This is a genomic window from Thauera sp. SWB20 (genome assembly GCF_000831325.1).
In the GTDB taxonomy this organism is placed as follows: domain Bacteria; phylum Pseudomonadota; class Gammaproteobacteria; order Burkholderiales; family Rhodocyclaceae; genus Thauera; species Thauera aminoaromatica.
On sequence record NZ_JTDM01000018.1, the window covers coordinates 119184 to 141380 of the forward strand.

At 70.5% G+C, this 22197-nt stretch carries 19 protein-coding genes; 16 read left to right on the top strand and 3 right to left on the bottom strand.

Annotation, left to right across the window (positions count from 1 at the left end; translation table 11 throughout):
* Nucleotides 1–63: 63 nt before the first annotated feature.
* From rsxA to PO78_RS10970, 9 genes are all read left to right on the top strand, one after another.
* A complete protein-coding gene (gene rsxA / locus PO78_RS10930; RefSeq protein ID WP_004309308.1) occupies nt 64–648 on the top strand; it encodes an electron transport complex subunit RsxA in 585 nt (194 codons plus the stop codon).
* 13 nt (nt 649–661) lie between these two features.
* Entirely contained in the window at nt 662–1213 is a 552-nt protein-coding gene (gene rsxB / locus PO78_RS10935; RefSeq protein ID WP_004309306.1) for an electron transport complex subunit RsxB, read from the top strand.
* Nucleotides 1213–2934 (top strand): electron transport complex subunit RsxC, encoded by a 1722-nt coding sequence (gene rsxC / locus PO78_RS10940; protein ID WP_004309304.1) that lies wholly within the window; start codon nt 1213–1215, stop codon nt 2932–2934. Before rsxB ends, rsxC begins: the two co-directional genes overlap by 1 nt.
* Before the next feature lie 7 nt (nt 2935–2941).
* Nucleotides 2942–3958, top strand: a complete 1017-nt coding sequence (locus PO78_RS10945; protein WP_004309303.1) for an RnfABCDGE type electron transport complex subunit D — start codon at nt 2942–2944, stop codon at nt 3956–3958.
* Nucleotides 3955–4623 carry an RnfABCDGE type electron transport complex subunit G gene (locus tag PO78_RS10950; RefSeq protein ID WP_004309301.1) on the top strand — a complete coding sequence of 223 codons (669 nt, stop codon included), beginning with the start codon at nt 3955–3957 and terminating at the stop codon, nt 4621–4623. The genes PO78_RS10945 and PO78_RS10950 overlap by 4 nt, the downstream gene beginning before the upstream one ends.
* Before the next feature lie 2 nt (nt 4624–4625).
* The gene (locus PO78_RS10955; protein WP_012585872.1) at nt 4626–5345 is read left to right on the top strand and encodes an electron transport complex subunit E; all 720 of its coding nucleotides are present in this window, start codon (nt 4626–4628) and stop codon (nt 5343–5345) included.
* Between the two features lie 17 nt (nt 5346–5362).
* Nucleotides 5363–5995, top strand: a complete 633-nt coding sequence (nth, locus tag PO78_RS10960) for an endonuclease III (RefSeq protein WP_043743943.1) — start codon at nt 5363–5365, stop codon at nt 5993–5995.
* A 97-nt stretch (nt 5996–6092) separates the two neighbouring features.
* The gene (locus PO78_RS10965) at nt 6093–6527 is read left to right on the top strand and encodes a DUF1841 family protein (protein WP_004309293.1); all 435 of its coding nucleotides are present in this window, start codon (nt 6093–6095) and stop codon (nt 6525–6527) included.
* Between the two features lie 194 nt (nt 6528–6721).
* On the top strand, nt 6722–7849 hold the full coding sequence (locus PO78_RS10970) for an aminotransferase class V-fold PLP-dependent enzyme (protein WP_004309292.1): 1128 nt from the start codon (nt 6722–6724) through the stop codon (nt 7847–7849).
* 116 nt (nt 7850–7965) lie between these two features.
* Here PO78_RS10970 and hflX read toward each other — a convergent pair whose 3' ends face one another.
* The 3 genes from hflX to PO78_RS10985 all read right to left on the bottom strand — a co-directional run bounded on the left by hflX (nt 7966) and on the right by PO78_RS10985 (nt 12651).
* Nucleotides 7966–9309: a GTPase HflX gene (gene hflX / locus PO78_RS10975; protein WP_043743749.1), complete on the bottom strand. Its 1344-nt coding sequence runs from the start codon at nt 9307–9309 to the stop codon at nt 7966–7968.
* Nucleotides 9310–9399: 90 nt separating this feature from the next.
* On the bottom strand, nt 9400–9798 hold the full coding sequence (gene cueR / locus PO78_RS10980) for a Cu(I)-responsive transcriptional regulator (protein WP_004309288.1): 399 nt from the start codon (nt 9796–9798) through the stop codon (nt 9400–9402).
* 258 nt (nt 9799–10056) lie between these two features.
* Entirely contained in the window at nt 10057–12651 is a 2595-nt protein-coding gene (locus PO78_RS10985) for a heavy metal translocating P-type ATPase (protein WP_043743751.1), read from the bottom strand.
* A 292-nt stretch (nt 12652–12943) separates the two neighbouring features.
* On the opposite strand from PO78_RS10985, the gene PO78_RS10990 reads away from it, so the two are divergent.
* From PO78_RS10990 to PO78_RS11020, 7 genes are all read left to right on the top strand, one after another.
* Nucleotides 12944–14407, top strand: coding sequence for a lipopolysaccharide biosynthesis protein (locus PO78_RS10990; protein WP_004324858.1), 1464 nt, complete (start codon nt 12944–12946; stop codon nt 14405–14407).
* Nucleotides 14408–14413: 6 nt separating this feature from the next.
* Nucleotides 14414–16399, top strand: coding sequence for a hypothetical protein (locus PO78_RS10995; RefSeq protein ID WP_012585875.1), 1986 nt, complete (start codon nt 14414–14416; stop codon nt 16397–16399).
* 2 nt (nt 16400–16401) lie between these two features.
* Nucleotides 16402–17478, top strand: a complete 1077-nt coding sequence (locus PO78_RS11000; protein WP_043743754.1) for a glycosyltransferase WbsX family protein — start codon at nt 16402–16404, stop codon at nt 17476–17478.
* 1 nt (nt 17479) lies between these two features.
* Nucleotides 17480–19336 carry an asparagine synthase (glutamine-hydrolyzing) gene (asnB, locus tag PO78_RS11005; RefSeq protein WP_012585876.1) on the top strand — a complete coding sequence of 619 codons (1857 nt, stop codon included), beginning with the start codon at nt 17480–17482 and terminating at the stop codon, nt 19334–19336.
* A gap of 38 nt (nt 19337–19374) precedes the next feature.
* Nucleotides 19375–20346: a glycosyltransferase family 2 protein gene (locus PO78_RS11010; protein WP_004299576.1), complete on the top strand. Its 972-nt coding sequence runs from the start codon at nt 19375–19377 to the stop codon at nt 20344–20346.
* 97 nt (nt 20347–20443) lie between these two features.
* Entirely contained in the window at nt 20444–21244 is an 801-nt protein-coding gene (locus tag PO78_RS11015) for a polysaccharide deacetylase family protein (RefSeq protein WP_012585877.1), read from the top strand.
* Between the two features lie 9 nt (nt 21245–21253).
* Nucleotides 21254–22177, top strand: a complete 924-nt coding sequence (locus PO78_RS11020; RefSeq protein WP_043743757.1) for a glycosyltransferase family 2 protein — start codon at nt 21254–21256, stop codon at nt 22175–22177.
* The last annotated feature ends 20 nt before the right edge of the window (nt 22178–22197 follow it).

Genomic DNA, 22197 nt, shown 5'->3' on the forward strand with positions numbered 1-22197 from the left:
TCAGGGTTGATGCGGGACTCGGGCGCGGAGGATAATCCTGCAATTCCCTTCCGCGCGCGGATCATGACCAGCTACATCTTCGTCGTCATCGGCGCCGTCCTGGTGAACAACGTCGTACTCGTCCGCATCCTCGGGCTGTGCCCGTTCATGGGCGTGTCGAAAAAGCTCGAGACCGCCATCGGCATGGGCGCGGCCACGACCTTCGTGCTCACCGTCGGCGCCGGCACCAGTTACCTGATCGACCACTACCTGCTCCAGCCCTTCGATCTCGGCTACCTGCGCACGCTGGCCTTCATCGTCGTGATCGCGGCGATCGTCCAACTCACCGAGCTGATCATCCAGAAGACCAGCCCGCTGCTGCACCAGGTGCTGGGGATCTACCTGCCGCTGATCACCACCAACTGCGCCGTGCTCGGCGTGCCCCTGCTCAACGTCGGCTTGAAGCACGACCTGCTCGAATCCCTGTTGTTCGGCTTCGGCTCCTCGCTCGGTTTCACCCTCGCGCTCGTGCTGTTCGCCGGCATCCGCGAGCGCCTGGACGGCGCCGACGTGCCGATCGCCTTCAAGGGCACCGCGATCGCGATGATCACCGCCGGTTTCATGAGCCTCGCGTTCATGGGCTTCGCCGGCCTCGACCGCTTCCACTGAGGCCCGCTCCACCATGATCACCGCGATTCTCGTGATGGCCGGCATCGCCATCGTGCTCGGCCTCACCCTGGGCTACGCCGCGATCCGCTTCAAGGTCGAGGGCGACCCGCTGGTCGAGAAGATCGACGCCATCCTGCCGCAGACCCAGTGCGGCCAGTGCGGCTTCCCCGGCTGCAAGCCCTACGCCGAGGCGATCGCCAACGGCGAGGCCGACATCAACCAGTGTCCGCCCGGCGGCGAGGAGGGCGTGCGCAAGCTCGCCGACCTGCTCGGACGCGAGTTCAAGCCGCTCTCCGAAGAGCACGGTGTCGAGAAGCCGAAGTCGGTCGCGGTCATCGACGAGCAGGTCTGCATCGGCTGCACGCTGTGCATCCAGGCCTGTCCGGTGGATGCGATCGTGGGCGCGGCCAAGCAGATGCACACCGTGGTCGAGCCGCTGTGCACCGGCTGCGAGCTGTGCGTGGCGCCCTGCCCGGTCGATTGCATCGCGATGGTGCCGCTGGCCGAGACCGTGCACACATGGAAATGGAAATACCCGGTGGTCGAGATGCGGAGGGTCGCCTGATGCTGCGTGAGCTTTTTCGCTTCCATGGCGGCGTGAAGCCCGCAACCAACAAGAGCGCCTCGACGACCTCGCCGATCGCTAAGGCCCCCATCCCCGCGCGGCTGGTCGTCCCCCTGCACCAGAGCCTGGGCAGCCCCGCCATCGCCCTGGTCGAGCCCGGCCAGCGCGTGCTCAAGGGGGAACGCATCGGCGCGGCGGGCGGACGCCTGTCCGCCGCGATCCACGCACCCACCTCCGGCGTGGTGCGTGCGGTCGAGCCGGCGCTGGTCCCGCACGCCTCGGGCCTGCGCGAACCCGCGGTGATCATCGAGAGCGACGGCGAGGACCGCTGGGCCGAGCCCGAACACATCAACTACCGCATCACCCCGCCCGACGAGGTGCGCGACTTCGTGCGCGATGCCGGCGTGGTCGGCCTCGGCGGCGCGGTGTTCCCCACCCACCAGAAGATGCGCCCCGGCAGCGGCGGCAAGACCCGCACGCTGGTGCTCAACGGCGCCGAGTGCGAGCCCTTCATCACCTGCGACGACATGCTGATGCGCGAGCGCGCCGACGGCATCGTCTCCGGGGCCGCGATCCTGCGCCACATGCTGCAGGCCGAGGAAGTCCTGATCGGCATCGAGGACAACAAGCCCGAGGCGATCGCGGCGATGCGGCAGGCGGTCGCGGCGGCGGGCGAGCACATGGAAGTGGTCGCCGTCCCCACCCGCTATCCCGCCGGGGGCGCCAAGCAGCTGATCCGCGTGCTCACCGGCATCGAGGTGCCGCACGGCGAGCGCTCCACCGACTACGGGGTGCAGTGCTTCAACGTCGGCACCGCCTACAGCGTCCACGAGGCGCTCGAGCTCGGCCGCCCGCTGGTGTCGCGCATCGTCACGGTCGCGGGCAACGTCGAGCGCCCGGGCAACTACGAGGTCCTCATCGGCACGCCGATGGACGAGCTGGTGCGCCTGTGCGGCCCGCGCGCGGACACCCGCTTCCTCGTCATGGGCGGACCGATGATGGGCGTGCGCATGCCCGCCTTCGACGTGCCGGTGGTGAAGGCGACGAACTGCGTGCTCGCGGCCGACGACAAGCTTTTCCCGCCGGCTCCGCCCGAGCAACCCTGCATCCGCTGCACCGAGTGCGCCAAGGCCTGCCCGGTCGAGTTGCAGCCCTTCGAGCTGTACTGGTTCAGCCGCTCGAAGAATTTCGGCAAGGCACAGGAATACCACCTCTTCGACTGCATCGAGTGCGGCTGCTGCGCCTACGTGTGCCCCTCGCACATCCCGCTGGTCGACTACTACCGCTTCTCCAAGGGCGAGATCTGGGCGCGCGAGCGCGAGAAGGCGGCCGCGGACCAGGCACGCGAGCGCTTCGAGTTCCGCAACTTCCGCCAGGAGCGCGAGAAGGCCGAGAAGGCCGCCAAGCTCGCCGCCAAGGCGGCCGAGACGCGCGCCAAGCTGGCCGAGGCCGGCACGGCCGAAGCGCCGGCGGCGGCCGAGGCCCCCGCCGCGGAAGATCCCAAGAAGGCCCTGATCGCCGCCGCGCTCGCCCGTGCCAAGGCCCAGAAGGCCGAGATCCAGCCGCAGAACACCGACAACCTCAGCCCGCAGACGCAAGCCGAGATCGCCGACATCGAGACCCGCCGCAAGGCGCTCGAGGCGGCCGCAGTCCCGGCTTCGACCGCACCCGCGCCGCAAGCCGCCGACGCGGCGGACCTCCCCGACGAGCCTCGCCCCTGAGCCCCGCATGATCCACTCTCCCTACGTCCGCAAGGCGGTCAGCGTGCAGCGCACGATGGGCCTCGTGCTCCTCGCGCTGATCCCCGGAATCGTCGCCCACGCACTGCTCATCGGCCCCGGCGTGCTGGTGAACCTGGCGATCTCCACGATCACGGCGGTGGGCGCAGAGGCGCTGATGCTGCATCTGCGCAAGCGCCCGGTGGCGATCGCGGTGGGCGACCTCTCGGCCGTCGTCACCGCCTGGCTGGTCACCTTGTGCTTCCCGCCGATCGTGCCGTGGTGGCTCACGGTGTGCGGCGCCCTGGTGGCGATCGTGGCCGTCAAGCACCTCTATGGCGGCCTCGGCCAGAACCCGTTCAACCCGGCGATGATCGCCTACTGCTCGATGATCGTCGCCTTCCCGGCGCTGATGTCGCAGTGGCCGCCGGCCGGCCAGCTGTCCTTCGACACCCAGCTTGCGCTGATCCTCGGCGGAGCGCGCGACATCGACGGCATCACCGGCGCCACCGCGCTCGACGCCCTGCGCACCGGGCTGCGCTCGGGAACCCAGACCGTCGATGCGGTGCTGCAGGGCTCGGCCTTCGGCGCGCTCGGCGGGCGCGGCTGGGAGTGGATCTCGGTCGGCTATGTCGCCGGCGGCCTCTTCCTGCTCGCCAAGCGCATCATCACCTGGCACATGCCGCTCGCCTTCATCGGCGTGCTCGCCGGCATCTCGACCCTGTTCTGGCTGCTCGATCCGGGCCGCTTCGCCTCGCCGCTGTTCCATCTCGCCAGCGGCGGCGCGATGCTGGCGGCCTTCTTCATCGTCACCGACCCGGTCTCGGGTGCGACCACCCCGCGCGGCAAGCTGCTCTTCGCCGGCGGCATCGCGTTGATCGCCTGGCTGATCCGCAACTTCGGCGCCTACCCGGAGGGCATCGCCTTCGGGGTGCTGCTGATGAACATGTGCGTACCCCTGCTCGACATGAAGACCCAGCCGCCGGTCTTCGGTCACCACAAGGACGCGAAGGGAGGCGGCAAATGAGCGCGCGCTATTCCGCGACCCGCACCGCCCTGCGCACCGGGGCGATCATGGTGGTGTTCACGCTGGTGTTCACCGCCTTGATGGCCGCCACCCACCGTGTCACCCAGCCCGCGATCGAGGCCTCGGCACAGGATGCCCAGCGCCGCCTGATCGACGAGGTGCTGCCGCCCGGCAGCTACGACAACGACCTGCTCGCCGACGTGGTGCGCTTCGGTCCGGCGCCGCAGATCGGCATGGACGAAGGCGGGCGGGTGTGGCGCGCGCGCAAGGGTGGCGAGCCGGTGGCGCTGATCGCCGAGGGCGCAGCCACCGACGGCTACTCCGGACGCATCGCGCTGCTGGTGGCGGTCAATACCAACGGCCTGCTGTCGGGCGTGCGCGTCACCCAGCACAAGGAAACCCCGGGCCTGGGCGACTACATCGACCCGAAGAAGGACCGCCGCAAGGACATGCCCTGGATCGGCCAGTTCGCGATCGCCACCTGGAAGGACGTGAACACCGCCGCATGGACCGTGCGCAAGGACGGCGGCACCTTCGGCTACCGCACCGGCGCCACCATCAGCGCCCGCGCCGTGGTGCGCGCGGCCGGACGCAGCACGGCGTTCGTGGTCGAACGCATGGACGCGCTCTTCGCCGCCCCCTCCGGCGGCGTGCTGGGAGAATGAGCATGAGCCCGCAACAATTCCGCGAGATCGCCTGGAACGGCCTGTGGAAGCAGAACACCGGCCTGGCGCAGCTGCTCGGCCTGTGCCCGATCCTCGCGATCAGCACCAGCATGGTCAATGCGGTCAGCCTCGGGCTGGCCACCATCCTCGTGATGGCGATGTCCAACCTCGCCGTGTCGGCGCTGCGCAACTTCATCCCCTACGAGATCCGCATCCCGGTCTTCGTCCTGATCATCGCCGCGCTGGTCACCGTGGTGGATCTCTCCTTCAACGCCTTCTTCCACGACCTCTACCTGGTGCTCGGCATCTTCATCCCGCTGATCGTCACCAACTGCATCGTGCTCGCGCGCGTCGAGGCCTATGCGGCCAAGAACGACCCGCTCACCTCGACGGTGGACGGCATCATGATGGGCATCGGCCTGGTGTGGGTGCTCGCGGTGCTCGGCGGCATGCGCGAGCTGCTCGGCGCCGGCACGCTGTTCTCGGGCATCGAGATGATCCTCCCCGGCGCCTCGGCGTGGAACGTGTTCGGCGACGGCTACCCCGGTTTCCTGATCGCCATCCTGCCGCCCGGCGCATTCTTCGCGCTCGGCGTGCTGATCGCCGCATTCAACGCCATCAACGTGCGCCTGGCGGCGCGCGCGCGGCGCAATCCGCCACCCGCGCCGACACAGACAGCCGAGCCGAAGGAAGACGCTGCCGAGCCGGCCGCCGCGGGCTGAGGACGCGCATGGCAGCGATGAAGCGCGAGGCGATCCGCGAGTTTTTCCGCCGCCTGCACGAGGCCGACCCGCACCCGCAGACCGAACTCGAGTACGCGTCGCCCTATCAGTTGCTGGTCGCGGTGGTGCTGTCCGCCCAGGCCACCGATCGCGGCGTCAATCTGGCCACGCGCAAGCTGTTCGCGCTCGCCCCCACGCCCGAGGCCATGGTCTCGCTCGGCGAGGAAGGCATCGCCGAGTGCATCAAGAGCATCGGCCTGTTCCGCAACAAGGCGAAGAACACGCTCGCGCTGTCGCGCCTGCTGCTCGAACGCCACGGCGGCGAGGTGCCGGCGGTGCGCGAGGCGCTCGAAGCCCTGCCCGGTGTCGGCCGCAAGACAGCCAACGTGGTGCTCAACACCGTCTTCCGCCAGCCGGCGATGGCGGTCGACACCCACATCTTCCGCCTCGCCAACCGCACCGGGCTGGCCCCGGGCAAGGATGTGCTGGAGGTCGAGAAGGCGCTGCTGCGGCGCGTGCCGAAGGACTACCTGCTCGACGCCCACCACTGGCTGATCCTGCATGGCCGCTACGTGTGCACCGCGCGCAAGCCCAAGTGCGGCGAGTGCGGCGTGCGCGACCTGTGCCTTTGCCGCGACAAGACCGACTGAAACCCGGCGCGGACGCCCGCCGGCGCGCGCTGCGCCCGCACCGCACCCGCGCCCGAACACCCCGCGCCCGAGTGCGCAAGAGAACCGAGGACCCGACATGTTCAACCCCAGCCGCGACCAGGTGCGCAGCTTCTTCATCGACACCTGGCGCAAGGCGCGCGCCAAGGAAGTGCTGACGCCGATGGAGACCATCGCCGCCGACATCATCGCGCTCCACCCCGAGTACCACGCCGTGGTCGAGGACCCGGAGGCGGTGCACCGCGACTTTCCGCCCGAGGCCGGGCAGATCAACCCCTTCCTGCACCTGTCGCTGCACCTGGCCATCGAGGAGCAGCTTTCGATCGACCAGCCGCCCGGCATCCGCGCCGCCTTCGAGGCCGCCTGCCAGCACCGCGGCGACCGTCACGACGCCATGCACGACGCGCTCGAGTGCCTCGGCGAGATGCTCTTCGACGCCCAGCGCAAGGGCACCCCGCCCGACGGCGCGGCCTACGTCGGCGCGCTGCGCAAGCGCGCCGGGCTGGCGCTCTGAACGCAGCCCGATCGGACGCCGTTCGCCCTCCGCGCCTCGCCCTGCACGCGGGCGAGGCGCTAGAATGATCGCTTTCGGACGAATGGATCGGGCCCGCCTCGACGAGGCCCGGGGCCGATCCCGGCCCACGCCCCGCCCACCTCATTCCCGCCCCCCTTCTTCCTCGAAGAATCCCCGCTCCCCAGGAGGTCTCCATGCCCGGTCTGCTCACCCACGTCGATCCCGATGGCCTGCTCGAATACTCGGTGGTCTATACCGACCGCTCGCTCAACCACATGTCGCAGGCCTTCCAGGGCGTCATGCGCGAGCTCTCGGCGACGCTGAAGAAGGTCTACCACGCCCACGCCGTCGCCATCGTCCCCGGCAGCGGCACCTTCGGCATGGAAGCGGTCGCGCGCCAGTTCGCCACCGGCCGGAAGACCCTGGTGATCCGCAACGGCTGGTTCAGCTACCGGTGGACGCAGATCTTCGAGATGGGCGACATCCCCGCCGAATCCGTGGTGCTCAAGGCCCGCCAGGTGCGCGACGAGGCGCAGGCGCCCTTCGTCCCGGCGCCGATCGACGAGGTCGTTGCGGCGATCCGCCAGCACCGCCCCGACGTGGTGTTCGCCCCGCACGTCGAGACCTCGGCCGGCATGATGCTTCCCGACGACTACCTGCGCGCGGTGGCCGACGCCACCCACGCGGTCGGCGGCCTCTTCGTGCTCGACTGCATCGCCTCGGGCACGATCTGGGTGGACATGGACGCCACCGGCGTCGACGTGCTGGTGAGCGCGCCGCAGAAGGGCTGGAGCGCCTCGCCGTGCTGCGCGATGGTCATGCTGAGCGCCGCCGCGCGCGAGCGCATCGAGGGCACCACCAGCACCAGCTTCGCCTGCGACCTCAAGAAGTGGCTGCAGATCATGGAAGCCTACGAGGGCGGCGCCCACGCCTACCACGCCACCATGCCCACCGACGGCCTGGTCACGCTGCGCAACGTGATGCGCGAGACCGAGGCCTACGGCTTCGACAAGGTCAAGGCCGAGCAGGTGGAACTCGGCGCTGGCGTGCGTGCGCTGCTCGAGGCGCGCGGCTTCCCGAGCGTGGCCGCCGCGGGCTTCCAGGCCCCGGGCGTGGTGGTGAGCTTCACCACCGACGACGGCATCAAGACCGGCGCCAAGTTCGCCGCCGCCGGCCTGCAGGTCGCCGCCGGCGTGCCGCTCGCCTGCGACGAGCGTCCCGACTACAAGAGCTTCCGCGTCGGCCTGTTCGGGCTCGACAAGCTGCACAACGTCGCGCGCACCGTCGCCACGCTGGAGAAGGCGCTCGATCAGGTCGGCTGATCGGGCTCGCCCCACCCGACCGGGGGGCCACTCGCCCGAGACCCGACGCCGCATGCGCGCCAGTCCGGGCGCATCAGCTCACCGGCAAACGCCACCCTTGCGGTGGCGTTTGCGCGTCAGCGTGTCAGGGCACATTGCGCGCGCAGTCGTTCGACGGTGTCGGGCTCGCCGCGCAGCCTGAAGACCGCCCCTTCATCCTCCGCCCTTTCCTCCAGCACCTCGCAGTTGGCGTAGATCTCCTTGCGCAGCTGCTGCGCCGACCACGGCAAGAGCAGCTCCGCCTCGACCAGATCCTGCTGGAAGAACGCCACGATCGTCTGCCGCAGCCTGGCCACCTCATCCGGCCGGCGCGCGCTCATGACGATGCAGCCGGGGTATTTCGCGCGCAGCGCGGCCTCGCATTCGGCCTGCGCCGCAGCGTCGCCGACATGGTCGATCTTGTTGAAGACACGGATGCGCGGCAGCTCGTCGGCGCCGATTTCCTGCAGGACGCTGTCGGTGACCTCGAGCTGGCGCTCGAAGCCGGGATCGCTGGCGTCGATGACGTGCAGCAGCAGGCCGGCGTCCAGCGCTTCGTCCAGGGTGGACTTGAACGACGCCACCAGGCCGTGCGGCAGGTTCTTGATGAAGCCGACGGTGTCGCTGACGAGCACGCGCGGCACGCTCTCGGGGTAGAGCGTGCGTACGGTGGTGTCGAGCGTGGCGAAGAGCTTGTTGGCGACCAGCACCTCGCTGCCCGTGAGCGCGCGCATCAGCGTGGATTTGCCCGCATTGGTGTAGCCGACCAGCGCCACGCTGGCCGGGCTCTGGCGACCCTGGCGGCGCGCGCGCTGGGTCTTGCGCTCGGCCTCCATCGCGACGATCTCCAGTTGCAGCTCGGCGATGCGGTCGCGAATCTTGCGGCGATCGAGCTCGGTATGCGACTCGCCGGCACCGCGACCGCCCACGCCGCTGCGCTGCCGTCCCTGCGGCCCGGCAAGCTTGGCGGCTTCGCGCAGGCGCGGCGCCATGTAGCCCAGGCGGGCGATCTCCACCTGTGCCTTGGCCGCGCGCGAGCGCGCGTTGCGGTGGAAGATCTCGAGGATGACCATGGTCCGGTCCATCACCTCGCAGCCGGTCTCGAGCTCGAGGTTGCGCGCCTGCGAGGGCGAGATCTCGTGGTCGACCAGCAGGGCCTCGATCGCGCCGGTGCGCGGCACGGTGTCCGTCGACGCCGCGTCGAAGCCGGCCTGCGCGGCCACGAACTCGCGGACCTCCTGACGCTTGCCGACCCCCAGATAGCCGGTGGTGTCGAAACCCGCACGCTTCTGGGTGAAGGTGTGGACCACCCGGTAGCCGAGGGTTTTCGCCAGTTCGCGCAACTCGGCGAGCGAAGCTTCGAACTCGGCATCGCTGACGTTGGGGCGTTGCACCGAGGCGACGATGGCCTTCCGGGGTTCGTCGGCGAGGTCTGTTTGCATTCAGGGCGCTTCTATCGAGGGATGAGGGGTGCGATGGTAACCCGCCGCGCCACTGCCCTGCGACGATCGCCGCCCCATCCCCGCCGCCGCTCAGCGCCCGCCGCCCGCATCCAGGTCGGTGAGGATGGGGCAATCCGGGCGTGCGTCACCATGGCAATGCGCCGCAAGGGTGCGCAGCGTATCCACCATCCCCTGCAGCTCGGCGATCTTGCGTTCGAGCGCGGCGACGTGCCCGAGCGCGATGCGCTTGACGTCCGCGCTCGCCCGCCCCTGGTCGCGCCACAGCGCGAGCAGGTCGCCGATATCCGCCAGCGAGAAGCCCAGGTCGCGCGCGCGGCGGATGAAGCGCAGCACGTGAACGTCCTCGCCGGTGTAAGCGCGGTAGCCCACGTCGGTCCGCCGCGCCGCCGCCACCAGGCCGATCGACTCGTAGTAGCGGATCATCTTCGCCGACACGCCGGAGGCGGCGGCCGCCTTGCCGATATTCATGCTGTTCTCCATGTGCCGCTCGCGCCTCCCAGTCGCCGGCATCCAAGCGGAGTGCCCGGCCATGCGATGCACCGACGCCCTGCGCATGCCGCGTAGGAGCGACGCAAGTCGCGATTGCAGCGGCGGAAACACCGCGGCGCGGAGAGGAGCGCCGGATCGCGACTCGCGTCGCTCCTACACAAACCACCGTGCATCCAAAGCACTGCGACTTCCCGCACGCAGCTTGATGCGCGGCTCGCCGCGGCCCGTGGCCTGCACTCACCCGGCCGTCTGCGGCGCGTCGGCGGCGAAGCGGCGCAGGCGCAGGGCGTTGCCGAGCACGAACACGCTCGACATCGACATCGCCGCCGCGGCGAACACCGGCGACAGCAGCGCGCCGAAGGCCGGGTAGAACACCCCCGCGGCGAGCGGGATCAGCGCGCTGTTGTAGGCGAAGGCCCAGAACAGGTTCTGGCCGATGTTGCGCATGGTCGCGCGCGACAGCGCGATCGCGCGCGGCACGCCCGTCAGGTCGCCCGACATCAGCACCACGTCGGCGCTCTCGATCGCCACGTCGGTGCCGGTGCCGATCGCGATGCCGACGTCGGCCTCGGCGAGCGCGGGCGCGTCGTTGATGCCGTCGCCGACGAAGGCGACGCGGCGCCGGGCGCCCACCTCCGTCGAACCGCCAGCGCCGGACATCGGCTCGACCGGGCCTGCGCCCGCCGCTGCGGTCGAGGCTTCACCGCGGCCGTCTCCCTCCGCCAGCCTGCGCAGCGCAGCCACCTTGCCGTCGGGCAGCACCTCCGCGACAACCTCGTCGATCCCCGCCTGGCGGGCGATCGCGCGCGCAGTGCGCGCGTTGTCGCCGGTGATCATCGCGACCTTCAGCCCCATGACGTGGAGCGCCCTCACCGCCGCGACCGAGCTCGGCTTGAGCGGGTCGGCCACTGCAAGGATGGCGGCGAGGCGGCCGTCGATCGCGGCATAGAGCGGCGACTTGCCCTCGTCGGCGAGGCGAGCCGCGGTGGCGGCGAACACGTCCGGCTCCAGCCCCAGCCGGCGCATCAGGCGGTCGGCGCCGACCTCGACGCGCTGCCCGCCCACCCGTGCGCGCACACCGTAGCCGGGCTCGGCCCCGAAGCCCTCCGCGGCGGCGATATCCAGCCCTTCCGCACGCGCCGCGACGACGATGGCCTCGGCGATCGGATGCTCCGAGGCACGCTCGACCGCCGCCACGCATGCGAGCACGTCGGCACGCGCAAAGCCCTCGGCAACCACCAGGTCGGTGAGCTGCGGCTTGCCGACGGTGAGCGTGCCAGTCTTGTCCAGCGCCACCACGGCCGCGTCTCGCAGCAGCTGCAGCGCGTCGCCCTTGCGGAACAGCACGCCCATCTGCGCCGCGCGCCCGGTGGCGACCATGATCGAGGTCGGCGTCGCCAGCCCCATCGCGCACGGGCAGGCGACGATCAGCACCGCCACCGCATTCACCAGCGCGAAGGTGAGCACCGGCACATCCGCCGGAAGCCAGGCGGCCCCGAACAACAGCCAGGCGAGGAAGGTGAGCGCCGCCACCCCCATCACCACCGGCACGAACACCATCGTCACCTTGTCGACCAGGGCCTGGATCGGCAACTTGGCGCCCTGCGCCGCCTCGACCATGCGGATGATCTGCGCGAGCACGGTGTCCGCCCCCACCCGGGTGGCGCGGAAGGCGAAGGCGCCGCGGGTGTTGAGCGTGCCGCCGACCACGGTCGCACCGGCGCCCTTCTCCACCGGCACCGGCTCGCCGGTGATCATCGACTCGTCCACGAAGGACGCACCCTCGACCACCTCGCCATCGACCGCCACCTTCTCGCCCGGGCGCACCTCCACCACGTCGCCCACCGCGACCTCGGCGATCGGCAGCTCCACCACCCCGGCGTCGCGCCGCACGCGCGCGGTGCGCGGCTGGATGCGCATCAGGCGGCGGATCGCGTCGCTGGTGCGGCCGCGCGCGCGCGCCTCGAGCAGGCGCCCGAGCAGGATCAGGGTGATGATCACCGCCGCGGCCTCGAAATACACATTGACCGTACCCGCCGGCAGCAGCGCGGGCGCGAACAAGGCCACCACCGAGTAGCCCCAGGCCGCCGAGGTGCCCACCGCCACCAGCGCGTTCATGTCCGGCGCGCCGCGCAGCAGCGCGGGCACGCCCTTGCGGAAGAAGCGCAGCCCGGGCCCGAACATCACCGCGCTGGTCAGTACGAACTGCAGCAGCCAGCTCTCGCGGTGGCCGATCGTGGCCATGACCCAGTCGTGCATGCCGGGGATCAGGTGCGCGCCCATCTCGAGCACGAACACCGGCAGGGTGAGCGCGAGCGCGATCCACACCGCACGTCGCAGCGCCGCCTCCTCGGCCGCGGCGTCGGCCTCGCGCACCCCCTCGCCCACCTCCGCCGCCGGACGCGCGCCGAAGCCCGCCTTCTGCACTGCCTCCACCAGGGCCGCGGTCGGCACGCCGCCGGCGAGCTCGACGTGGGCGCGGCGCGCGGCCAGGTTCACATTGGCCGTCACCACCCCGGGCACGCGCTGCAGCACCTTCTCGACGCGGCCCACGCAGGCCGCGCAGCTCATGCCCTCGATGTCGAGCTCGAGGGTGTCGCGCCGCACCTCGTAGCCGGCCTTATCGACCGCGGCGATCAGCGCCGACAGCGGCACCGCCGCCGGAGCCGTCACGGTGGCGGTCTCGGTGGCCAGGTTGACGCTGGCGGCCTGCACGCCCTCGACCTTCAGCAAGGCCTTCTCGACGTGGGCGACACAGGAGGCGCAGTTCATGCCGGCGATGGCGAGGGTGCGCACCGCAGCGGCGGGCGAGACAGTCCGGGGGGTGTTCATGGTGTCCATCCAGTACGGAACCGGGATAGTCCGCACTGTAGACCTTGCCAACGTGGGAAGGTCAACCCGACCTCCGCGGTCGCCACGCCAAGCGGGCTCGTGCCCGTGAAAGCCTGCGCCACCTCGGCCGGCGCCGCAGGTGCGGAGCCCGAGCGAAGTCGCAATCGACCCCGCGCACCCCGCTTCGCATGCGTCCCGGCGCGTGTAGAGGCCATAATTCACGGCTTGTTCACGCCTTCCCGGGCACAATGCGGGGCAACATTCCGCCCGCTTAGGCCTCGTTCCCATCCAGATGAGTACATCGAACTCGATTCGCAGCGGCATCAAGTGGCTCGTCACCGGCAGCCTCGGCGGTCAGGTGCTTCAGTTCGCCTTCGGCATCGTGCTCGCGCGCCTGCTCGTCCCGGAGGATTTCGGCTTCATCGTCACCATCCAGATCTTCACGGGTTTCGTCGGCCTGATCAGCGGCGGCGGCATGGGGCAGGCGCTGGTGCAGTCCAAAGACGCGCAAGCGCGCGATTTCGACGTGGTGTTCACGGCGCAGTTGCTGATCGGCCTCCTGATCTTCGCCGGCTTCTACGTCGCTGCGCCCTGGTTCGCGCACACCTTCGGCGATGCGCTCTACGCCGACCTCGTCCGCGTCTCGGCGATCAGCTTCCTCCTGCGCCCCTTCGTGAACACGCGTGCGAGTGCGCTGCACCGCGACATGCGCTTCAAGGAGCGCTCCGTGATCGGGCTCGCCGTAGCGGTCCTCACCGGCCTCGCCAGCATCGCGCTCGCGGTGGTGGGCGCCGGCCCGTGGAGCCTGATCCTGTCGGGCATCCTGGGCAGCCTGATCACCCTCGCCATGCTCGACCGCGTGAGCGACCGCCGCCCGCAGCTGTGCCTGGACCTCGAGGTGGCACGACGCTTCGGCGCCTACGGGGTCAAGGTTTCGCTCAACGACCTCGCCGCCTATTTCACCAAGCAGGCCAGCAACGCAATCATCAGCCGGGTTGCGGGGCCCTCGGCGGTCGGTCTCTTCAACAAGGGCGAGAGCCTTGCCTGGCTGCCCTTCTCGACCGTGAGCGCTGCGGTCTACGACGCGGTCTTCCGCGCGATGGCGAAGGCGCAGGACCGCCCCGACGAGGTCAAGTATCTCTTCTATCGCATGATCGGCCTGATGGTCGTCTACACGCTGCCGATCTATATCGGCCTGGCGTGGATGGCGGAGCCCTTCATGCTCTTCGTCTATGGCGCGAAATGGGTTCCGTCCGCCGATCCGCTGCGCATCGTCTCGCTCGCCGGCCTGCTGATCTGCATCGGCCACCCCTGCGGCGCGGTACTCGCGGCGATGAACCGCCTCGGCCGCGAAGTGTGGATTCACATCGCGCAGGGCGTGCTGGTATCCGTCGCGTGCTACTACGGCCTGAAGCACTCGGGCATCAGCGGAGCCGCATGGGGCGTCTTCGCCGGCATCGCCTTCTCCACCCCGGTGATGTACTACCTCGCGACGCGCTGCTTCCCGAGCCGTCTCGGCGACCTGTGGCGCGCGCTCGCGCCCGGCCTCGGCCTCAACCTCATCCTGCTGGCGGTGCTGGCACTCGCCGATGCGGCACTCCCGGCGGACTGGCGTGAAATCCGTCCCGCCCTGTACATGCTGGTCACGGGCGGGTGCGCCGCGATCGCCTACGCCGCCGCCTTCCTTTTCCTTCCGCTCGCCACACTCGCGGACGAGAGCCTGCGCTGGCGCCGTACGCTCCGGCTCGCCCGCTGACGAACCATGAAGCACCTCGACCTCCTGGAGCACTTTTCGGCCGCCGACGGCGGCATCGCCATGCAGTTGCGGGGCGCGCAGCGGCGCCTCGGGTCGCATGACGGCGTCGACATCGTGCGCGACGATTTCGCCGACGAGGCCGCGAGCGCGCTCTTCCTGCGCGTCCAGCGGACCGCCACCGCGGAATCGGTCCGCCTGCGGCTCGCCGGCAACCACTTGTTGAAACGCTGCGCCATCGGCGGCTGGATGTTCGAGCCGACGACACCTGGCGAGGCCGTCTTCTGGGTGCCGCGCCTGCCGGTATGCCGGACCCTGGATGCCGTCGGCCGCATCCGCGCGGAATCACCGGCAACGCTGGCGAACATGGAGATCGGCGGCGGCGAGGTGGCGGCCACGTTCGAGCTCGCACCCGACCAGGTGCTCGATTGTGTCGTCTGGCGGCTGGAGTCCGAGGCGTCGGGCACGGACGGGAGCCGCGCCGCAGACGAGCTGATGACGGCAAGCGCACTCGAGTCCCAAGCTTTCTTCGCATACGCCTCCCATACCGCGACGCGATGCGCGGCGGATTTCTACACGCACATCGTGCACGGCCAGGTCTACGGCGCCTGCTGGGCCTGGCCCAAGAAGCTGAAGATCTGCGACGAGCTCGACGCGCTCGCCCTGCACATGGTCGCCAGCGCCCTCGGCCACAGCACCGGCAAGCGCGTCTACCGCCTGTTGCGCCGCCAGATCGTGCTGGCCGTCCTCTGCCGCCAGGACGCCGACGGCGGTTTCCGGCACGGCGAATGGACCGACGAGTACGAGAGCCACAACCGCCTCATCAATGGCGCGATGCAGTTGCTGGCCACCGAGTTCGCCGCCGCGCCCGAGCCGGCCCTGGAGGGCGCGCTTCGCCGGATCGCGCGCTATCTCGCCGAGCAGGTCGACCACACCGATGCCGGGGCCTGGTTCCTGCACGATTCGCTGGAGCGCTCCGAGGAAGGCATGCGCCACTACCCGCTGGCGTGGGAACGCGGACGCTGGCTGGGCAAGTCGCCGACGAACCTCCTCATCCTCAACACCCACCTCGACTGCATGCTGGCACTCGCCCGCGAGCGCGCGGTGTGCGGCGACGACACCCACGACGGACTGCTGCGCTCCGCCGAGGCCTGCCTGCGCACGGTGATGTCCGCGCGTCCGGCCGACTGGCTGTTCCGCCCGCTGCTCGCGGTGATCGCCCTCTCCTTGCTGCCGAAGGCGGAGCAGGAACAACTGCCGTTCGCGCGCCGCGCCTTGAAGCGGCTCGGCTGGAAATACCTGATTCCGCGCTGGCACCTGATCCGCCGACGCTTTCCACGCCTGCTGATGCCCGCCGGCTACATCGAACGCAGCCTCGGCCAAGCCGATTTCGTGCACCGCTACCACGGGGTGCACCTGATGGATTTCGAACGCCTGCTCGCGTGCGGCGCCGTCGACCCGAAAGACCCTCGGTGGACGTCCATCAGCGACGGCCTGGTCGACTTCGGCGTAAATAGCCGCGTCACCCGACTCTGGAAGGAGACCGCGGCCAGCCGGGACTCGCTCGCATTCTGGGCCGAGGGCTTGTACCGCCGCTGCCTGCGCACGCGCGCGCAGCGCGACCGCGAGCTGCTGGCGACCGCGGTGCTCGACCTGCACGATGCCGGTCTCGGCCTGCCGCCCTCGCTGCTCGGCGCCAACGGCGAGATCGTGCCCGCACAATCGGCCGCGCCCACGCCGTCTGCCGCGGATGCACGCCTCAGGGTGATCAACCTGGGCGCGCGCAAGACCCCCTGCCTCCTCGTGGTCAACACCGCCACGACGGACCTGCCGCTTGCCTTCGAGCCGCCGCTCACAGCCGCCCACCCCGGGTGGATGGACGCTACGCGGAGCGTGCCGGCGCGCGGCTGGATCCTGTTGCAGCCCGGCCCGTCCGACGCAGAGCCCGGCCCGGCCTCCTCCTCTCACGCATTCCTGCCTGCACGGCCCCGGTAACGATGAGCAACGCCCGCGCGATCGCCTTCCACCTGCCCCAATACCACCCCACCCCCGAGAACGACGAGTGGTGGGGCAAGGGCTTCACCGAGTGGACCAACACCACCCGGGCGAAGCCCCTCTACCCGGGCCACTATCAGCCGCACCTGCCGGCCGACCTGGGTTACTACGACCTGCGCCTGCCCGAGGCCCGCCACGCGCAGGCCGAGCTCGCCCGCGCATACGGCATCGAGGGCTTCTGCTACTACCACTACTGGTTCGGCGGACGGCGCATCCTCGAGCGCCCGGTCAACGAGATCCTCGCCAGCGGCGAGCCCGACCTGCCGTTCTGCCTGTGCTGGGCCAACCACAGCTGGAGCAACATCTGGCAGGGCGTGGCCGATCGCATGCTGATCGAGCAGACCTACCCGGGCATGGACGACCACCGCCGCCACCTCGAATGGCTGCTCGCCGCATTCCACGATCCGCGCTACATCCGCGTCGACGGCAAGCCGATGTTCCTGATCTACAACCCGCCCGACATTCCCGACGTGGCGCGGGTGATGGACTACTGGCGCGAGCTCGCTGCGCAGGCGGGGCTGCCGGGGCTGCACCTGGTCGCGGTGAATTACCTCGGCGCTGCGGTCGATCCGGCCGACTTCGGCATGGACGCCGCCACCTGGCAGCCCCTGCCGCCCAAGAGCGGCCACATCCCGTGGCGCTACCCGGCCTTGAAGGCGCGCATGCGCATGGCGAAGGGAAAATACAAGCTGACCGTGCTGGACTACGCCCGCATCATGAGCGGTCTGACCCGCGCCAGCCCGCCGCAATTCACCGAGTACCCCACGGTGCTCCCGAACTGGGACAACACCCCGCGCTCGGGTCTCAACGGACTGGTGCTGCACGGCTCGACCCCGGAGCTCTTCAAGACCGTGCTGCGCCGCGGCGTCGACCTGGTGCAGGGCTACCCGGCCGAGCAGCGCATCGTCTTCATCAAGGCCTGGAACGAGTGGGCCGAGGGCAACTACCTCGAACCCGACCAGCGCTTCGGCCACGGCTACCTGCGCGCGGTGCGCGAGGTCCTGCAGGAGACGCGCTGAAGTGTGCGGCATCAACGGGATCTTCGCCTACGCCCCCGCTGCTAACGCAGTGGACCGCGCCGAACTGCTGCGGGTGCGCGACACCATGATCGAGCGCGGCCCCGACGGTGCCGGCGTGTGGACCGGCGACGACGGGCGGATCGGCCTCGGCCACCGGCGCCTCGCCATCCTCGATCTCAGCGCGGCGGGCGCCCAGCCGATGCACTCGGCGGACGGCACGCTGGTGGTCAGCTTCAACGGCGAGATCTACAACTACCCCGAGCTGCGCGGCGATCTCGAGCGCGCCGGCGTCGAGTTCCGCTCCCATTCCGACACCGAGGTGCTGCTGCACCTGTATCGCCGTCACGGTCCCGCGATGGTGGGCCGCCTGCGCGGCATGTTCGCCTTCGCGCTGTGGGACGCGCGGGCGCGCAGCCTGCTGCTCGCGCGCGACCCCCACGGCATCAAGCCGCTGTATTACGCGGACGACGGCAGGACCCTGCGCTTCGCCTCCCAGGTCTCCGCCCTGCTGGCCGGCGAAGGCGTCGACACGCGCCCCGAACCCGCGGGAGCGGTCGGATTCCTGCTGTGGGGCTCGGTTCCGGAACCGTTCACGCTCTACCGCGGCATCCGCCTGCTGCCGGCAGGCTCGACCCTGCTGGTGAACGAAGCGGCCGGCGCCGGCGCGGCGGTACGCTACTGGAGCCTGTCCGCCGCCCTGCAGCGCTCGGTGCAGGCCGCGGCGGCCGTCCCGGCCGGCGGGGAGGCCGCCTTCATGCGCGAACGCCTGCTCGAGAGCGTGCGCGCCCACCTGCTCTCCGACGTTCCGGTCGGTGCGTTCCTGTCCGCAGGGCTGGATTCGTCCACCCTGGTCGGCCTCGCCCGCGAAGCCTCGCCCGCCCGCCTGCGCACGCTCACCCTGACGTTCGACGACCTGCAGGGCACGGCGCACGACGAATGTCCGGCCGCGAGCCTGATCGCCCGCCATCTGGACGTCGACCACACCTGCATCGTGCTCTCTGCGGGCGAACAGGAAGACGAGCTCGATCGCTTCTTCGCCGCGATGGACCAACCGACCATCGACGGCATCAACACCTGGTTCGTGAGCCGCGCAGCACAACAGGCCGGCCTCAAGGTCGCACTCTCGGGCCTGGGAGGGGACGAATTGCTCGGCGGCTACGTCACCTTCGCAGAGCATCCGCGGCTGCGCGCGCGCGCCCACGCCAGCCCCTGGCGGCACGCACCCCGGCTCTACCGCGGCGCCCACCGCCTGCTCGGTGCCCGCCTCGGCTGGCCGCCCAACGCGGCCGGGATCCCGGCTTGCGGCGCCGATCCGGAGGGCGCGTACCATCTGCTCAAGGGCGTGTTCATGCCCTGGGAACTGGACGGCGTGGTCGATGCCGACGTCCTCTGCGAAGGCCTGCAAGCCCTCGCCGAACACGATGCGGCTCACACCGAGGCGCTTGCGGGGCTGAACGACTTCGGCCAGGTCGCCTGCCTGGAGTCGGTGCGCTACATGCGCAACCAGCTGCTGCGCGACACCGACTGGGTCAGCATGTCGCACTCGCTGGAGATCCGGGTGCCGCTGGTGGACCACCTGCTCAGCGAGGCCCTGCTCGGTCTCGCCGCGAGCGGACGCCTCGGCCCGGGCAAGAGCATGCTGCCGCGGACGCTGGCACGCGGCCTGCCCGACGAGATCCTGAACCGCCCCAAGAGTGGTTTCGTCGTTCCCACCTGGCGCTGGCTGCGCCACCATCCGGGGCTCGATGCGTGGAAGTCCTTGCCCGCGCTGCGCCACCCGCGCATGTCCGATGGCCGGCGCTGGGCCTACACGCTGCTGAGCCGCCACCCGGCAGGCAAGGCCCTGATCCGCAACTGAACCAGCTCCGCCCGACCCCGCCCTTCATCGTCCGCCCCATGGAAACCAAGCCCGATCCGATCCCGCCCGCCACCAGCGCACGCATCAGCGTGGTGATGCCCTGCTACAACGCCGCGCCTTTCGTGCGCGAGGCGGTGGAATGCGTGATGGGGCAGACCCGTGGCGACGTCGAGCTCATCGTGGTCGACGACGGCTCGACCGACGCGAGCCGCGACCTCCTGCACGCGCTGGCGGCGGCGCACGGGCCGCGCATGCGGGTGCTGCACCAGGACCGCAAGGGCCCTTACCCCGCGCGCAACCTCGGCCTGCGCCACGCGAGCGGCGGCCTGGTCGCCTTTCTCGACGCCGACGACTACCTGAGCCCCGACTGCCTGGACAAGCTGGCCAACGCCCTCGAACGCACGGATGCGGACATCGCCTACTGCGGCTGGCAGAACGTCGGCGAGGGTGCGCCCGGCACCACGCCCTATGTGCCGCCCGACTATGCGGCGCTCGACACCGCGGCCGAGTTCCTGCGCGCCTGCCCCTGGCCGATCCACGCCGCCCTCGTGCGTCGCGCTGCGATCGACGCCGTCGGCGGCTTCTCGGAGCGCTGCTTCTCGGCGATGGACTACGATCTGTGGCTGCGCCTCTACGCCCACACGCAGAAGATCGTGCGCGTGCCCGAGGTGATGGCCTTCTACCGCTGGCACGGCGGCGGGCAGATCTCGAAGACGCGCTGGAAGCAGGTCCTCGACGCCCTGCGCGTGCGGCGCGACTTCGTCGCCGCGCACCCGGAGCGCATCGCCCACCTGCCCGCCGCCCGCCTGGCCGAGCTGACCGACGGCTACCTGCTGCGCGAGGCCTACCGCGCGTACTGGCGGCGCGAGCTCGACGACGCCCAGGTGCTGCTGCGCGCGGCCCTGCGCGAGGGCGCCTGGGGGGTGCGCGACCTCAAGTACATCCTGCCGGCCCTGCTGCCCGCCCCGCTCTTCCGCCGCCTCGTCGGACTCGCCGGGAGCACCGGATGAGGGCGGCGGCCCAGCCAGCCCGCCAGCATGGGGTCTACCGCAACACCCGCACACCCGCTACCCTGCCGCCCGAATCGCTCCTCTCCGCTCGAACACGATGACGACCTCCCCCGCCCAACGCGTCCCGGTCCTGATGTACCACCGCATCGGCGCTGCACACAACGACTGGGAACGCAAGTACTGCGTGAGCCCGGAAGCCTTTGCGGCACACATGGACACGCTCGCGCGCGCCGGCTGGAAGGCGGTGTCCATCGACGCCTTCTTCGCCTGGCTGGACGGCGGAGCGTCCCTGCCGGAGGGCGCCTTCCTGCTCACCTTCGACGACGGCTTCCGCGGCGTGCACGACCACGCCGGTCCGGTGCTGCGCAGGCTCGGCTGGCCGGCAACGGTCTTCCTGGTCAGCGCGCTCGTCGGCGAGCGCGACGCCTGGTGCGAGAAGCACAATCCGGACGGCCACACCTACCCGCTGATGGATCGCGCACAGATCCTCGCGCTGCGCGCCCAGGGCTTCGCCTTCCACTCCCACACGCGCGACCATGCCGACCTGCCGACGCTCGACGACGCGGCGCTCCAGGCCCAGCTCGCCGGTGCGCGCGACGACCTCGAGGCCCTGCTCGGTGCGCCGGTCGACTACCTCGCCTACCCGTACGGGCGCTACGACGAACGCGTCCTGCACCAGGCGCGGCAGGCCGGCTACCGCGCCGCGTTCTCGGTGCAGCCCGGGTTCAACCGTCCCGAGGTCGACCGCTTCCGCCTGCGCCGGCTCGACGTGTTCGGCACCGACACCCCGGCGATGCTGCGCCGCAAGATCACCCTGGGCAGCAACGACGGCCGCCTGACGGCCGCGCTGCGCTACAACGCCGGCCGGGTCCTCGCCCGGCTCGGCATTCGTCACTGAGGCGGGATCATGGACGGCTCCACGCCCTTCATCACGGTCGCACTGTGCACCCACAACCACGCCGACCGCCTCGCACGCACGCTCGAGACGCTCGCCGACCTGCATCCTCCCGGACGGCCGTGGGAGCTGCTCGTGATCGACAACGGCTGCACGGACGCCACGCCCACGCTGCTCGCGCGCACCGCATGGCACCCCGCGGGGGTTGCGGTGCGGGTGGTGCGGGAAGAACGCCTCGGCTTGTCGAACGCGCGCAACCGCGCGCTGCGCGAGGCACGCGGCGAGTACCTGCTGTTCATGGACGACGACGAGACGCCAGACCCCGAGTGGCTGCGCGCCTATGAACAGGCGATGGAAGCGTTCGAGCCCGACGCGCTGGGCGGCCGCATCGAGGTCTTCTTCGAGGATGGCGTCCGGCCGCGCTGGCTGCAGGACGAGCTGCTCGGCTTCCTCGGCAAGCTCGACCACGGCGAGGCACGCTGGCTGGATGCGCCGGGAACGCCGATCTTCGGCGGCAACTTCGCCTTCCGCCGCGGCGTCTTCGACACCATCGGCGATTTCGACGCCCGCCTCGGACGCATGGGCAAGGCCAACATCGGCGGCGAGGACACCGAGATCTACCGTCGCCTGCTGGCGCACGGCTGCCGGGTGCGCTGGGTTCCGCAGGCGATCATCCACCACCGCATCCAGACCCCGAAGCTGCGCCGCGGCTATTTCCTCGACCTGCACTTCCGCCAGGGACGCACCGAAGGGTCGGCGAAGCGCGGCAGCGGCCGACGCATCCCGCCCCCCTACCTGATCGCGCAATGGCTGCGCGCCCTCGGCCGCGCCGCCGGACTCAGGCTGCGCGCGGGCGCCGACCATTCGCTGCGGATGGAGATGAACGCGGCCTACTTCTGCGGTTTCCTGCTCGGCTGGATGCGCGACCGCGGCTAAGCCGCCGCAGCGCCCCCCTG

What these genes read in the sequence shown, in the direction of transcription:
- PO78_RS10950 (WP_004309301.1), top strand. Translation starts at nt 3,955, where the DNA reads ATGAGCGCGCGCTATTCCGCGACCCGCACCGCCCTGCGCACCGGGGCG.
- PO78_RS10985 (WP_043743751.1), bottom strand. Translation starts at nt 12,651, where the DNA reads ATGAACACCCCCCGGACTGTCTCGCCCGCCGCTGCGGTGCGCACCCTC.
- PO78_RS10995 (WP_012585875.1), top strand. Translation starts at nt 14,414, where the DNA reads ATGAAGCACCTCGACCTCCTGGAGCACTTTTCGGCCGCCGACGGCGGC.
- hflX (WP_043743749.1), bottom strand. Translation starts at nt 9,309, where the DNA reads ATGCAAACAGACCTCGCCGACGAACCCCGGAAGGCCATCGTCGCCTCG.
- rsxC (WP_004309304.1), top strand. Translation starts at nt 1,213, where the DNA reads ATGCTGCGTGAGCTTTTTCGCTTCCATGGCGGCGTGAAGCCCGCAACC.
- cueR (WP_004309288.1), bottom strand. Translation starts at nt 9,798, where the DNA reads ATGAATATCGGCAAGGCGGCCGCCGCCTCCGGCGTGTCGGCGAAGATG.
- PO78_RS11000 (WP_043743754.1), top strand. Translation starts at nt 16,402, where the DNA reads ATGAGCAACGCCCGCGCGATCGCCTTCCACCTGCCCCAATACCACCCC.
- PO78_RS10990 (WP_004324858.1), top strand. Translation starts at nt 12,944, where the DNA reads ATGAGTACATCGAACTCGATTCGCAGCGGCATCAAGTGGCTCGTCACC.
- PO78_RS10955 (WP_012585872.1), top strand. Translation starts at nt 4,626, where the DNA reads ATGAGCCCGCAACAATTCCGCGAGATCGCCTGGAACGGCCTGTGGAAG.
- PO78_RS11020 (WP_043743757.1), top strand. Translation starts at nt 21,254, where the DNA reads ATGGACGGCTCCACGCCCTTCATCACGGTCGCACTGTGCACCCACAAC.
- PO78_RS10965 (WP_004309293.1), top strand. Translation starts at nt 6,093, where the DNA reads ATGTTCAACCCCAGCCGCGACCAGGTGCGCAGCTTCTTCATCGACACC.
- PO78_RS11015 (WP_012585877.1), top strand. Translation starts at nt 20,444, where the DNA reads ATGACGACCTCCCCCGCCCAACGCGTCCCGGTCCTGATGTACCACCGC.
- PO78_RS11010 (WP_004299576.1), top strand. Translation starts at nt 19,375, where the DNA reads ATGGAAACCAAGCCCGATCCGATCCCGCCCGCCACCAGCGCACGCATC.
- PO78_RS10970 (WP_004309292.1), top strand. Translation starts at nt 6,722, where the DNA reads ATGCCCGGTCTGCTCACCCACGTCGATCCCGATGGCCTGCTCGAATAC.
- rsxB (WP_004309306.1), top strand. Translation starts at nt 662, where the DNA reads ATGATCACCGCGATTCTCGTGATGGCCGGCATCGCCATCGTGCTCGGC.
- rsxA (WP_004309308.1), top strand. Translation starts at nt 64, where the DNA reads ATGACCAGCTACATCTTCGTCGTCATCGGCGCCGTCCTGGTGAACAAC.
- nth (WP_043743943.1), top strand. Translation starts at nt 5,363, where the DNA reads ATGAAGCGCGAGGCGATCCGCGAGTTTTTCCGCCGCCTGCACGAGGCC.
- PO78_RS10945 (WP_004309303.1), top strand. Translation starts at nt 2,942, where the DNA reads ATGATCCACTCTCCCTACGTCCGCAAGGCGGTCAGCGTGCAGCGCACG.